A 13,422-nucleotide genomic window follows, 5' to 3' on the forward strand; every position below is an offset into this window, starting at 1 on the left:
TATAGCACTTTCCCGTGATTGGAGCCTAGAAACTTTCGCAGCTCGCTCCACTTTGCCGCAGATCCCCCCGACCGGAACCGCAAACGATCAACCGCCTCTGGCGATGGCATGGAAGAACGTGCCCGAGACAAAACCTCTCCTGCCGCCGGATGGCCCGAGCGGGCGACCCTGCCCGTCAGCCATATGAGCGAAGGGCTGATCACGGCCGGGATCGATGACCCGGGCATAATGAAACTCATGGCCGCGCAGAACGTCTCCCGCCACGCCGAGCGGGCTGTCTGCCGCAATCGTGGCCTGCCGGTAGCCCAGATTCATCTTGCGTGTCGCAAAGCTCGTGGCGTGCGACAGAAGACCAGTCATGGCATGGGCCACGCCCTCCGCATCCTCCAGCCCCTCACCGAGCACCATGTAACCGCCGCACTCGCCATGCACCGGCTTTGTCTCTGCAAAACGGGCAATACCCGCCTTGAAGCCGACAGCAGCGGCAAGTTTTCCGGCAAAAAGCTCGGGATAGCCACCTGGCAGCCAGCAAATATCGCAGCTCTCATCGGGCGCCTCATCGGCGAGCGGCGAAAACGGCATGATCTCTGCCCCGGCCGCACGCCAATGCTTCCTGAGGTGCGGATAAAGGAAGGTGAAGGCCGCATCTTCCGCCAGCGCGATGCGCTGACCGGGCGGCGCAATCGCCGCCTCCACCGAACCGCAGGGCATATCCACCGGCGCAGCGAGCGAAAACAAGGCATCAAGATCGATGGATTTTTCCATCGCATCCGCGAGCCGGTCTATATGGGCGTCAATTTCCGGATGTTCGCTCGCCTGCACCAGCCCCAGGTGTCGCTCCGGCAGGACGAGGGAAGGATCACGCAGAATGCAGCCGACAACCGGCAGACCGATCTTTTCGATGGCTTCGGTGCAGAGCGTCCGGTGCCTTTCGCTGCCGGCCCGGTTCAACACCACCGCTCCCATGGTGACATCGGGATCGTAGTTGGCGAAACCATGCGCAATGGCAGCCGCCGTCTGCGACTGGCCGGAGACATCCAGCACCAGCAGAACCGGAATGCCGAACAGCCGCGCCAGATCCGCCGCCGAGCCGGTGCGGTTTTCCACGACGGGAATACCGTCGAACAGGCCCATGGCGCTTTCGATGAGAATGAGTTCCGCATCCTCGGTCTGCTGCGAAAACAGATGCCGCAGCAGGTCCGGCTGCATGGCCCAGCTGTCCAGATTGAGACCGGGTGTGCCCGTGGCGAAGGCATGAAAACCGGGATCGATGTAATCCGGCCCCGTCTTGATGCCGCGCACCTTCACCCCACGACGCGCAAAAGCCCGGAGCAGGCCAATGGTCACACTGGTCTTGCCGGAGCCCGAGCGCGGCGCGCCGATGATGATTGCCCGCGCCGTCATGAGCCCGACACTCCAAGACGATCCCGCATCGAAACAATCTCGCCGACAATAATCAAAGCCGGCGCTTCGAAGCTCTCCCGTTTTGCATCGTCAGCTATGCTTTGCAATGTACCGATGAAAATCCGTTCTTGCGCAGTAGTTGCCGACATGATGACGGCGACCGGCGTTTTTCCCGAACGTCCACCCTGCATCAGAAGACCGGCAATAGTGCCGATATTCTTCAGCCCCATATAAACGACGATAGGTTCCTGCGTTTTCGCCAGTGCCAGCCAGTCGAGATCCTCTTCGGTGCCCGCCGCATGGCCGGTAGCGAGCGTCACGGCGCGGCTGATGCCGCGCATCGTCGCAGGAATGCGTGCCGAAGCGAGCGCAGTGAACGACGAGGTCATGCCCGGCAATATGCGAAACGGAATGCCGGCATGGACAAGTGCCTCCGCCTCTTCGCCGCCACGCCCGAAAATAAAGGGATCGCCGCCCTTCAGCCGCAGCACCTTTTTTCCCTGTCGGGCGAAATCGATCAGCGAAGCGGTAATATCATCCTGCGTCGCGGAGGGCTTGCCGCCACGCTTGCCGGCAAAGACGACTTCCGCCTGCGGACCGAGGGCCACGACATCGTCGCTTACCAGCGCATCGCGCACGATGATATCAGCCTGCGACAGCGCAAGCGCCACTTCGAGCGTCAGATAACGCACATCACCCGGCCCCGCGCCCGCGAGCCAGACGTGGCCGGCTTCGAAGACCGGACCTTTTGCGGCGATGCTGTTCAAAATCTGCGGTATCGACATTGTTCTTGGCTGCTTTTTAACGATGACGGAAAAAGCCGTCCCGGCTATAGGAATGCATATGGAAACGGATGGAAAGACCCTTCGCCGCGGCTGGACCACGGGCACCTGCGCGGCAGCCGCCACGAAGGCGGCCTGCGCCGCCCTTCTGACCGGCGAGTTTCCTTACCCTGTAGACGTGGAACTTCCAAGCGGCGCGAGGCCGGCATTTTCCCTCGCCACCGAGGAAAAAGGTGAGAACTTCGCGCGCGCCGGCGTCGTCAAGGATGCGGGCGACGATCCTGACGTCACCCATGGCGCGCTGATCGAAAGCACGGTCAGACGGGGCGAACCGGGAAGCGGCATCACTTTCAGGGCCGGCAAGGGCGTTGGCATCATCACAAGGCCGGGCCTGCCCCTGCCACCGGGAGAACCCGCAATAAACCCCGTTCCGCGCAAGATGATCGAGACCGCCATTCGCGAAGTGGCCGGCGAGAATGCCGATTTCGAGGTCGAGATTTCCGTCCGCGACGGTGAGAAGCTGGCGGAAAAGACCCTGAATGGCAGGCTTGGAATCCTCGGCGGCATTTCCATTCTGGGCACCACCGGCGTCGTCATTCCCTTTTCCTGCTCCGCCTGGATTCACTCGATCTGGCGCGGCATCGATGTGGCCCGTGCGACCGGCTGCACCCATGTTCTGGGCGCCACCGGCAATACATCCGAAAAGGCCGGCCAAGCGCTTTACGACCTGCCGGAAACCGCGCTGATCGACATGGGTGATTTCATCGGCGGCATGCTGAAATATCTGCGCAGCCACCCGGTCGAGCGGGTAACGATCGCCGGCGGCGTTGCCAAGATGACGAAGCTCGCCCAGGGCATGCTCGACGTGCACTCCAAGAAAGGCCTTGCCGACCTTGAAGCCTTGGCGGCATTGGCCACCGAGGCGGGAGGGGATGACAATCTCGCCGTTGCCATCTGTCAGGCCAACATGGTAGCGCACGCCTTTCAGCTGGCCGAAAGCGCAGGCATAGACCTCGGCGCGATCGTTGCGGAAAAAGCCTGGGTAACTGCCGCGGCGGCGCTGAAAACGCCGGCCATCGCGCTCGATATTCTGGTGTTTGATCGTCAAGGTGCACTCAAGGGGCGCACCGCCTCCACGCCGTCGCATCAGCCCGCAGCATCCTCCTTCGGGGACCGGAACCGGCGTACATAGTCGGCGCTATAAAGCGCACTTTCGCGGAAATCCGTTGAGGCCAGACCACACCCGACGAAGATCAGCGCCGTTCGCTCCACCGGCTCGGCCGCAAGTTTGCCCTCGATATCAAAAAGCGTGCCTCTGATAACCCGCTCATCCGGCCAGGATGCGCGCACGACAATGGCGACCGGGCAATCGGAGCCATAAAGCGGTGTCAGTTCCTCCACCACCTTGCCGATGGCATGGATGGCGAGATGAATGGCGAGTGTCGCGCCTGTCGCGCCGAAAGCCTTCAGCGTCTCACCCTCAGGCATTTTTGAAGCGCGGCCGGAAATACGGGTCAGGACCAGGCTCTGCGCCACTTCCGGCACCGTCAGCTCCCGCTGCAGGGTGGCAGCGGCGGCGGCGAATGAGGGTACACCGGGGGTGACGGTATAATCGAGACCCAGGCGCTCCAGGCGGCGGATCTGCTCGCCCATGGCGCTCCAGACCGAAAGGTCGCCGGAATGCAACCGCGCCACATCCTTGCCAGCCTTGGCGGCCGCCACGAACTCCGCCTCGATCTCGTCAAGCGAAAGTGCTGCCGTATCGACAATGCGTGCACCCGGCGGGCAATAATCGATCAAGGCCTTCGGAACCAGCGAACCGGCGTAAAGGCAGACCGGGCAGGTCGCGATAAGATCGCGCCCGCGCACCGTGATGAGATCGGCGGCGCCCGGACCGGCGCCGATGAAATGAACCGTCATTCTTGTTCTCCGTATTCAATGGCGCTGCGGCTACCATGCGGCGCGTGGTGCGTCATTGCGATAGCCACAGTGACGTCACCGACCACGAGGCGTGGCGCGACCAGCTTTGCGCCTGCACCAGCCGCCGCAAGCGCCGCTGCTTCGCTGACGCTTGGCGAACCAGCGTGATCGAGGCTAGCCTGTGAAAATGTCATCGTCTCGGCGGCAACCGCTTCAAGCCGTTCCTGCGCCACGATTTCAAGCGACAGAGACAAGCCTTTCGCCGCCTCCGCAAGGCCGGCCTCGTCGGCCTTTATCGGGGCAGTCGCCAGATAGTCAACCGTGACGCCAAAAGTGCGCTCGGCCGCCCGCACAGCCGCAATGATCGCGTCCGACGTGGCACCTTTGCGGCAGCCTATGCCGGCCACGGTCACCATGGCTTGACCCAGCTCCATTGTGTCACCGGCATGGCCGGACGCCAACCGGACATGGAACCGACAGCAGCAGCCCGCGAAACTTCCAGCCGGATCATCGAACCGCCGAATTTCGCGTGGGCAGCCAGCAATACCGCTTCCATTTCCAGCGTCACTGCATTGGCGACCAGCCGCCCGCCCGGTTTCAGAGCATCCATGGCGGCCTCCAGCACGCCCGTCTCACTGCCGCCGCCGCCGATAAAGATCGCATCCGGTGAAGACAAGCCTTCAAAAGCTGCCGGAGCCGTGCCGATCATGACCTCGAGCCCCGGAACACCAAAAGCGTCAGCATTGCGGGCAATCCGCTCAGCCCTTTCCAGATGCTGCTCGATGGCGATGGCGCGCAGCGAAGGATGCGACAACATCCATTCGATACCGATCGAGCCGGAGCCCGCACCAATATCCCACAGCAGCTCTCCCCGGCGGGGGGCGAGTGAGGAAAGCGTCACCGCGCGGATTTCACGCTTGGTGATCTGTCCGTCATGTTCAAACAGGCCGTCATCAAGGCCATGAGCAAAAGGCAGGATACGCGCGCCCTCATCCGCCACGACCTCGATCGCCACGACATTGAGCGGATCAATATCTTCAAAGCCAAAATCAGCAGCCCGGATTTGCCGTCGCTTTTCCCGGTCTCCGCCCAATGCTTCAAGCAGGATGAATTCCGAAAGGCCGAATCCGGCATCGGACAGCAGCCGCGCAACCAAGGCCGGGTCGCGCTCGTCGGACGTCAGCGCGATGATCCGCGCGCCATGATGCAGATGTGGCCGCAACAGATCGATGGAACGCCCATGCAGCGAAACGCATTCCGCCGATTGCAAGGCCCAGCCGAGCCGCGAGGCTGCCAGCGAAAAGGCTGAAGGGGAGGGATAACAGACCGTTTCCGCCGCTGGAATCCGCCGCAGAAGCGTGACGCCGACACCATAGAAGAACGGATCGCCGGAAGCCAGAACACAGACCGTGCGGCCACGCAATGCAAAAACATCGCTCATTTCTACATCGAACGGCACCGGCCAGGTGCGCGCTTCGCCGCGAATGGCCGCAGCCACCAGTTCCAGATGGCGTTTGCCGCCGAAAACCATCTCGGCCGCCTCTATCGCCTGACGCGCATTTTCACCCAGCCCCTCAAGTCCGTCCTCGCCGATACCGACGATGGAAAGCCACGGCTTTTCGTTCTTTTCAGTGGAAGCCTTTGCCATTCCGGAATATTCAGACGTCATGACACGCTCCATGCTCATCCTTGGCGGCACGGCGGATGCCCGCATTCTGGCCGGCCAGCTGGCGGAAGACTCCGGCTACCGAATTCTGCTGTCGATGGCCGGGCGCACGCTTTCGCCGGTGGAACAGCCCGTGCCGATGCGCAGCGGCGGGTTTGGCGGCGCGGCAGGGCTGGCGGATTTCATTCGCACAGAGGGTTTCGATATTCTCGTGGACGCCACCCATCCCTATGCGGCCAGAATTTCCGCCAATGCCGTCGAGGCGGCAAGGCTTGCCAATGTACCACTGGTCGTGCTCTCGCGCCCCGGCTGGCCGCGTCAGCCGGGTGACACATGGCAGAGCGTCCACACCGTCGGACAGGCCGTCACCGCGCTGGGCACTACGGGCAGACGCGTGTTTCTGGCGCTCGGCCGTCAGGAGCTTCTTCCTTTCGAAGCCGCGCCCCAGCACAGTTATCTCATCCGCAGCGTCGACCCGGTGGAACCGCCGCTGAGGGCCCCGGATGCGCGCTATATCACCGCGCGTGGTCCTTTCGTGACGGAAGATGAAATCCGCATGCTGGAGGAAAACCGCATCGAGGTGGTGATATCGAAAAACTCTGGCGGCAGCGCCAGTTACGGCAAGATCGAAGCAGCGAGACGGCTCGGCCTGCCGGTCATCATGATCGAACGGCCGCAACAATTGAACGATACGCCCGCGAATAATGTGACCGTGCCGGATATCGCCACTGCGCTCACCGCCATACGCCATCAGCTTTCCCTTTTCGAAAACCGTGGCGAATAAACGATCGGTTCCTTGCCGGAACGCGCGATCAGGCGGGTTTCCACCGAGCCGACGATGATGCAGGTGGCCATGTCGGCCATGTCGCTCGACGCCTCAGACAGGGGCACCACCCGAATACGTTCATCAACCCGGCCTGCGGCGCGGCCGAAGATCACCGGCACCGAGCCGGGCAAATGTTTGCGCAACAGGTCGAAGGCGGTACCAAGCTGGTGCGGCCGCGCCTTGCTGACAGGATTGTAGAAAGCCATCACGAATCCGGCGTCCGCCGCCGCGATCAACCGTTTTTCGATGATGCCCCAGGGCTTGAGATTATCCGAAAGCGAAATGGCACAGAAATCATGCCCGAGCGGCGCACCGGCTTTAGCGGCCACGGCCAGCATGGCGGTCACACCAGGCACGACGGAAAAATCGATCTCACGCCATTCGGAGGGGCCGTTTTCAATCGCCTCGCAAATCGCCGCGGCCATGGCGAAAACACCGGGATCGCCGCCTGACACCACGCAGACCTTGCCACCTTCGGCCGCAAGCGTGAGCGCCTGTTCGGCGCGGGAGATTTCCTCGCGATTGTCGGAAGCATGGCGTCGCTGGTGAGGCCCAAGCGACAGGCGGTCGAGATAGGGAATATAACCGAAAAAATCTTCCGATGACTCGACAGCGGCCAGCGCCTCAGGCGTCACCTGATCCACATTACCGGGACCAAGGCCGACAACAACCAGTTTGCCGGTCATGACCCTTCGCTCCCGGCTGGCCTGGTTTTCCAGCCCGGCACCAGGACAAGCGAGAAGTAGGGCGCTGGCGAGGCATCACGCTCGATGAGCCGCACCGCGTGGCTGTTTGCCATGGTGCCGCGCTCGACATACAGCGCCTCTTCGAGCTTGCCGGCCACTTCCAGCGCGCGGCGGATTTTCGGCAGATTGCGGCCGACCTTCATGATCACGGCGCCATCCGTGCCGGAGAGCCGCTCCGCGAGCACCTCTTCTGCCAGCGTGCCGGGAAGCACGCTCAGAATATCGTCGCCCTGCACCAGCGGCAAACCGGCCATGGACCAGCAGCCGGACATGGCGGTGATGCCGGCGACGACTTCCGCCTCATAGGAAGGCGCAAGCCGCAGATGCAGATGCATATAGGAGCCGTAAAACAGCGGATCGCCCTCAGACAGCACGGCGACATTGCGCCCGGCATCGAGATGCACGGCAATGTCCTTTGCCGACTGATCAAAGAAAGCAGCAATCGCGCCGCGATAATCCTCGCCGTTCTTGTCGCTTTCGACAGTGACGGGATAGACCAGCGGCATTTCCAGCGTGCCGGGACGAATAAAGGCTTCGACAATGCCACGGCCATTGCCGGCGCTGCCCTTCTTGCAAAAAAAGGCGAGAACATTTGCATTTTCGATGGCGCGCACGGCTTTCAGCGTCAGCAGCTCAGGATCACCCGGACCGGTGCCGACGCCGACGAGCTTACCCTTGGCATGTTCAAAAAGAGCAGCACTCACAGGCCCGCCCTCGCAACCGCGTTGATGGCGGCGGCCGTCATCGCCGAGCCGCCCAAACGTCCCTTGACGATAGCATAGGGAATACCAAGCGCACTTGCCTCCAGCGCATCTTTCGATTCCGCCGCACCGACGAAACCAACCGGCATACCGATGATGGCAGCCGGACGCGGGCCGCCTTTTTCCAGCATTTCCAGAAGATAAAACAGCGCCGTTGGCGCGTTGCCGATAGCGACCAGAGCCCCCTCCAGATGATCCGCCCAGAGATCAAGCGCAGCGGCGGATCGGGTGTTGCCGATGTTTTTCGCAAGTTCCGGCGTGCGTGGATCGCGAAGCGTGCAGATGACAGCATTATCAGCCGGAAGCCTTGCGTGCGTCACGCCATGCGCAACCATTTGCGCATCACACAGAACGGGTTTGCCGGCGAGCAAGGCGCCCCGCGCGGCCGAAACGAAATCCGGCGAAAAGCGGAAATGGCCTGCCGCCTCCACCTGCCCGCAGGCATGGATCATGCGAACGGCGATATCCGCCTGCTCCTCGGTAAAGGCGGATAAATCCGCTTCTTCGCGAATAATGGCGAAAGAGCGCTCATAGATCGCATTGCCATCGCGAATATAATCATAGTCGGTCATTGGTTATCCTGTCGAAGCGCCGCACCGATTTCCTCCCGGCCCAGACGGGCAAAAAAGATGGCGGCGTTTTCACCGGGCTTATGTTCTTTTTCGTAAAGACGGGCAAGCCGCGAAAGCGCGGTCTTCTGTTGCTCGAAGGGCAAAATCCCGTCTGGCGGGTCACCGGCGCGGCCGGAAATCGAGAATGCCAGACCATCCGAAGTGCCCGCGAGAGTGAAAAGTGAGGGCGCGGGATGTGCACAGCCCTTGCCGCAGCCGGAAACATGCAGCGTGAAGGAACCGTCCAGCAACGCGGCACATTCTTTGGCAGCAAAAGCCGCCAGGTCGTGCGTGTGAAGAAAAGCCGAGGCACAGCCCGGCGCGCCGGGACAGACCGCGATGGAGGACCGCGCATCGCCTGCCGTCGTGACGAAGCCGGATGCCACCGCTGCCTCATGCAAAGCCTCACAGGCCGACGACGATCCGAAAAATAGCAGGCTATGATTTAGCGATGGACGCAGGTCATCCATACCGAACGTATCAGCCCGCTCGCAGAGATGCGCCAAGTCGGCACCTCGAACCTGTCCGAAAGCAGGCGCTATACCAACGGCGAAGCGGTTCTCTCCCGTCATCATCAAACCCAGGGGCAACGAAGGGGTCCGGGCTTCGCCCCCGCTTCCCCAATCCAGCAGACGCTCACCGCAAATCGCCTTCACGGTCTGCCGATCCAGATCGCGACCGCGGGCAAACGGTCCCTTTTCAGCCAGAAAAACAAGAAGTGACAGAACCACACCGGCCGCCTTAACTGACTCAACCAGTCCCGCATTCAGCGCCGTACGTTCCGGCCCGCCAACAAGCAATTGCCAGAAAGTCCTACCTTCCAGCCGGATTGCTTTCAAACGAATATCGGCCAGCAAATCGCCCATGGAGAGGCGTCCGCCGCCATCAATGACGACAGAAGTTTTGGCCGCGAGTTTATCATGCAGCGCCAGGGCGCCAGAGCCTTTTCTAATTTCCTCGGCGAGAAAACGGCCATCCGCGATTTCCGTATCATCCCGACCAGCAAGGGGCGAAGTCTCGACCCCAAGCCCTTCGCGTAGTGACAAATCAAGCCCCAGAACATCTTTCTCCAGAGCGCTGGCGCTTTCCGGCGTCAGGCCACGAAATTGCAGGCTGCCGCGCGCGGTAATATCGATCAACCCATTGCCGTGGCGCTCGGCAAGACCGCAAAGCGTCACCATCGCACGGGGCGAGATATCCGCCTCGAAAGCAACCCGCGACAAAAAACCGTCGCCGGTTTGCATGGGGGCGGACGAGGCCGGGCACAGACCACGACGGCCAAATGGCTGAACAGGATCGGCAACGGCGGCCATCATGCACCTACCCTTTCGGATCGGGGCAGGGTCAGCATTTCCAGCTCCGCATCCACCGCATTGCGGCGGCTGTGCCACAGGCCACGGCGGCGGGCGGATAAAAAGCGCGCGGCCATCACCTCGGCCGCCTTCGGATTTTCCCGCAGGATGAAATCGCGCACATCCTCATTGCCGAAATAGGCATCGTAAAGCGCCTCGATCAGCAAGGAGGATACCGTATGGGTGGTTTCGGCAAAGCCGACCAACCGGTCCACCGTTTCTGCAAATTCCGCCGCCCCGCGTGGGCCGTGCCGCATCTGGCCGGCAATGAACCGCGGATTGACGGCGCGGGCGCGCACCACCCGCGTCAGCGCCTGTGTCATCGATCTCGCACGCGGGCGTGCCGGATCGGTCGTATCCAGTGCGACGATATCGGCGATGCCGCCAAGTACTGCCTTCGCAGCGGAAAAACCGCCGATAAAGGCGACATCGGAAGAGCCGTCGAGAAGATCGCGACCGGGATCATCGCCGGTATGAACCAGAAGATCGGCCCGGCGTACCAGCTCCGTAAAGCCGGCATCCTCGAAGATTTCAAGCCCATCGGCGCCACCAAACGCATGGTTCGCCGCATCGAGATAGGCCTGCCCCAGCTCCTCGCGTTCATCCCACGCACCGCTGGCAAGCTTTTCCTCGATACCGGCGCCATAGGTGCCGGGCGCTGAACCGAAGATGCGCGCAGGAATATGCCCAAGCGCTGCCGCCTCCTCCGCCAGCGGATTGTCGCCCGGCGCTTCGTCCCGCCGCGCAACTGCCTTGGCAGCGGCATCGAGAAGCGCGATGAGCGCCGGAAACATATCGCGGAACAGGCCGGAAATTCGAAAAGTCACATCGACCCGCGGGCGGCCGAGGCTCGCGGGTGGCAGAACCTCAATGCCGGTAACCCGGCCCGTGGCAGGATCATGGATTGGCCTTGCCCCCATCAGATGCAGCGCCTGCGCCACATCCTCGCCGCCATTGCGAAGGCTGGCGCTGCCCCAGAGATCGAACACCAGATGTTTCGGCCAATCACCATGGGACTGCAGATGATGCCGAAGCACCTCTTCGCCCGCCATGCGGCCAAGCTCGAAAGCTGTCGGCGTCGGCATGGTGCGGGGATCGGCGGCATAAAGGTTGCGGCCGGTGGGCAGCACATCGAGACGCCCTCGCGCCGGCGCGCCGGAAGGGCCGGGGGCGATGTGCCGGCCATCGAGCGCCGCAAGCAGCGCGGCTTTCTCAGCCTTGGCGCTCTGAAGCCGGAGAGGATCCGCCTCCCCTTCGGGGGAACGGCCGAAAACATGCTGGCCGTCCTTGATGGCAAAATCCTTGAGGTCGCAGAGAAAGGCATCGATGCGTGAAAGGGCCTTATCGGCATCATCCTTCGCGCCAACGCCCGCCTCGGCCGCCAGCCCGGTTTCCAGCGCCTTTTCAACGATCAGCTTCGCCAGCCGGTCACGGCGGCGGCGATCAAGGCCATCCGCCTGCGCATATTCATCGACCAGCTGTTCCAGCGCCAACTGTTGCGGCGAAAGCCCGGCATTGACAAGCACCGGTGGAACATGGCCGATGGTGACGGCAGCAATCCGCCGTTTTGCCACCGCCGCTTCACCGGGGTTGGAGACGATGAACGGATAGACCACCGGCAGCGGGCCGGTGACGATTTCCGGGAAACAATCGCGGGAAAGCGCAACCGTCTTGCCCGGCAACCATTCCAACGTGCCATGCGCGCCCACATGCACGATGGCATGCGCCGCTGCCACACGCTGCATCCATGCGCCGAAGGCGACGAGCGCGTGGCGTGGCGGCATGGCAGGGTCGTGATAATCCACCCGACGATCCTCGTTCCGCCCCCGATCCGGCGCGAGCGCTACGAAGACCTGGCCGAAGCGGGCAACGCGAAAACGGAAGGTGCCGTCGGCGAAAGCGTCGTCCTGTTCCGCAGCTCCCCACGTCGCATTCACCGAGCTGGAGGCGGTCTCAGTCAAACCCGCAAAAAAATCCCGATAGGTGGAAAGATCGACGGTCGCTTCCTGGCTCTCGATACGATCGAGCAGCGCCCGCGCTGTTTCAGGAATCTCCTCCACCGCATAACCGGCATCGGCGAGATCGCGCAGCATTTCCAGCACGCTTTGCGGCACATCGAGACCAACGGCATAACCGGTGCGCCCCGGCGCGGCACCGGGATAATCCGGCATCAGGATGACGACGCGGCGATCCCGCGGCGGCGCAGATTTCATTCGCAGAAAGGCCGCGATGCGGTTCGCCACCTGCTCGACACGATCCGCCTCCGACACATTCAGAAGACTGACACCGCCATCCGTCCGAGCCTGTTTGAACGAAATCGCCCCTGCAAGAATCCGGCCGTCCAGTTCAGGCAAGACGACATGCATGGCAAGATCGGACGGATTGAGCCCGCGCGCATTTTCCGCCCATCCGTCGCGCCGGGTGGTCGCCATCACCACCTGGAAAACGGGAACGCCGAGGCGGTCGAACAACGTCTCGCCTCTATCATCCGTCTGGCTGGCAAAAGCCGTTGCGGCGATGATCGCGGCGGGCTGGAGAGCGGGCAGCACCGTTTCGAGAAAACGGATCGCTTCCCCATCCTTCAACCCGCTGACGAAAATCGGCAGGGGTGCAAACCCGCGCGCAGAGAGAGCCTGAAACAGCGCATCGACGGGTGCAGCATCTTCCGCCAGAAGCATGGAGCGGTAAAAGAGAATGGGCAGAACAGACGCACCGGTAGGAAACCCGGCACAAGCCTCGTCCTGCCCCGCGACACCCAGATCCGGCCGATAGAAGCCGGCTTTCGGCAGGGGTTCGGCCTTTATATCCGGCCATTCTCCTCGATCCGCCAGAACAGCCAGGCCAGCGGCCAGACGGCCCATATTCTCTCTTCCACCTTCGCGAAAGAAGGAGAGAACGGAAGCCAGCATGGGCTTATCGACGGTAGAGGCCGCTTCGAGCTTTTCATCCCTTTCGCTGCACTCCCCGGGCAAAAGCAGAAGCTTGATGCCCCGCCTGCGCGCCAGAATAGCCAGCTGATCGACCCCATAGCGCCAGCGCTCCGCGCCTCCTAGAATCCGGATAAGAATAACGCGGGCATGTTCCGCCGTTTTTTCGATCCAGAGATCGACCGACATCGGATGTCGAAGTTCGGACAGGTTCGCGGCGGAGAGGGACGGGAGATCTCCCGCCTGCCGCCAAGCCCGCTCAAGCCCGGCAAGATCGCTTGCCGAAAAAGACAGCGCCACCACATCCGAGCGAGGCTGGTTGAGATCAACCGGCTCGATCAAGTCGTCCAGAGACGAGGATGTGGTGGCGAGAATATGCATCTAAAGCATTTCCAGTAAAAGTGCGCAGCGGTTTTGCGTCCGGACA

The 13,422-nt window shown here is 62.2% G+C and carries 12 protein-coding genes; 2 read left to right on the top strand and 10 right to left on the bottom strand.

The window, feature by feature from the left end; all coding sequences use genetic code 11:
* Positions 1 to 87: 87 nt before the first annotated feature.
* A complete protein-coding gene (locus NYR50_RS12510; protein ID WP_418136148.1) occupies positions 88 to 1,404 on the bottom strand; it encodes a cobyrinate a,c-diamide synthase in 1,317 nt (438 codons plus the stop codon).
* The gene (gene cobA, locus NYR50_RS12515; RefSeq protein WP_418136149.1) at positions 1,401 to 2,189 is read right to left on the bottom strand and encodes a uroporphyrinogen-III C-methyltransferase; all 789 of its coding nucleotides are present in this window, start codon (positions 2,187 to 2,189) and stop codon (positions 1,401 to 1,403) included. The genes NYR50_RS12510 and cobA overlap by 4 nt, the downstream gene beginning before the upstream one ends.
* Before the next feature lie 58 nt (positions 2,190 to 2,247).
* Between cobA and NYR50_RS12520 the strand changes: the two genes are divergently transcribed.
* On the top strand, positions 2,248 to 3,378 hold the full coding sequence (locus tag NYR50_RS12520) for a cobalt-precorrin-5B (C(1))-methyltransferase (protein WP_418136150.1): 1,131 nt from the start codon (positions 2,248 to 2,250) through the stop codon (positions 3,376 to 3,378).
* Here the strand turns inward: NYR50_RS12520 and cobM are convergent.
* The 3 genes from cobM to cbiE are packed head-to-tail and all read right to left on the bottom strand — an operon-like array spanning position 3,333 to position 5,775.
* Positions 3,333 to 4,106: a precorrin-4 C(11)-methyltransferase gene (cobM, locus tag NYR50_RS12525; RefSeq protein WP_418136151.1), complete on the bottom strand. Its 774-nt coding sequence runs from the start codon at positions 4,104 to 4,106 to the stop codon at positions 3,333 to 3,335. The two genes, NYR50_RS12520 and cobM, sit on opposite strands and share 46 nt — an antisense overlap.
* Positions 4,103 to 4,522: a cobalamin biosynthesis protein gene (locus NYR50_RS12530; RefSeq protein ID WP_418137300.1), complete on the bottom strand. Its 420-nt coding sequence runs from the start codon at positions 4,520 to 4,522 to the stop codon at positions 4,103 to 4,105. The genes cobM and NYR50_RS12530 overlap by 4 nt, the downstream gene beginning before the upstream one ends.
* Positions 4,516 to 5,775, bottom strand: a complete 1,260-nt coding sequence (gene cbiE, locus NYR50_RS12535) for a precorrin-6y C5,15-methyltransferase (decarboxylating) subunit CbiE (RefSeq protein ID WP_418136152.1) — start codon at positions 5,773 to 5,775, stop codon at positions 4,516 to 4,518. Before cbiE ends, NYR50_RS12530 begins: the two co-directional genes overlap by 7 nt.
* Between cbiE and NYR50_RS12540 the strand changes: the two genes are divergently transcribed.
* Positions 5,774 to 6,556 (top strand): cobalt-precorrin-6A reductase, encoded by a 783-nt coding sequence (locus NYR50_RS12540; RefSeq protein WP_174009503.1) that lies wholly within the window; start codon positions 5,774 to 5,776, stop codon positions 6,554 to 6,556. The two genes, cbiE and NYR50_RS12540, sit on opposite strands and share 2 nt — an antisense overlap.
* Here the strand turns inward: NYR50_RS12540 and NYR50_RS12545 are convergent.
* Genes NYR50_RS12545 through cobN form a run of 5 tightly spaced genes read right to left on the bottom strand, consistent with a single transcriptional unit; the run spans position 6,523 to position 13,376 of the window.
* A complete protein-coding gene (locus NYR50_RS12545; RefSeq protein ID WP_418136153.1) occupies positions 6,523 to 7,284 on the bottom strand; it encodes a precorrin-3B C(17)-methyltransferase in 762 nt (253 codons plus the stop codon). The two genes, NYR50_RS12540 and NYR50_RS12545, sit on opposite strands and share 34 nt — an antisense overlap.
* A complete protein-coding gene (locus NYR50_RS12550) occupies positions 7,281 to 8,048 on the bottom strand; it encodes a precorrin-2 C(20)-methyltransferase (protein ID WP_418136154.1) in 768 nt (255 codons plus the stop codon). The genes NYR50_RS12545 and NYR50_RS12550 overlap by 4 nt, the downstream gene beginning before the upstream one ends.
* The gene (locus NYR50_RS12555; protein WP_418136155.1) at positions 8,045 to 8,677 is read right to left on the bottom strand and encodes a precorrin-8X methylmutase; all 633 of its coding nucleotides are present in this window, start codon (positions 8,675 to 8,677) and stop codon (positions 8,045 to 8,047) included. The genes NYR50_RS12550 and NYR50_RS12555 overlap by 4 nt, the downstream gene beginning before the upstream one ends.
* Positions 8,674 to 10,029, bottom strand: coding sequence for a precorrin-3B synthase (gene cobG, locus NYR50_RS12560; protein ID WP_418137301.1), 1,356 nt, complete (start codon positions 10,027 to 10,029; stop codon positions 8,674 to 8,676). Before cobG ends, NYR50_RS12555 begins: the two co-directional genes overlap by 4 nt.
* Entirely contained in the window at positions 10,029 to 13,376 is a 3,348-nt protein-coding gene (gene cobN / locus NYR50_RS12565; RefSeq protein WP_418136156.1) for a cobaltochelatase subunit CobN, read from the bottom strand. The genes cobG and cobN overlap by 1 nt, the downstream gene beginning before the upstream one ends.
* Positions 13,377 to 13,422 lie beyond the last annotated feature (46 nt).

Origin of the sequence: Agrobacterium sp. El2ro-1b, from assembly GCF_048298475.1 — a bacterium.
GTDB classification, from domain to species: Bacteria; Pseudomonadota; Alphaproteobacteria; order Rhizobiales; family Rhizobiaceae; genus Agrobacterium; species Agrobacterium fabrum.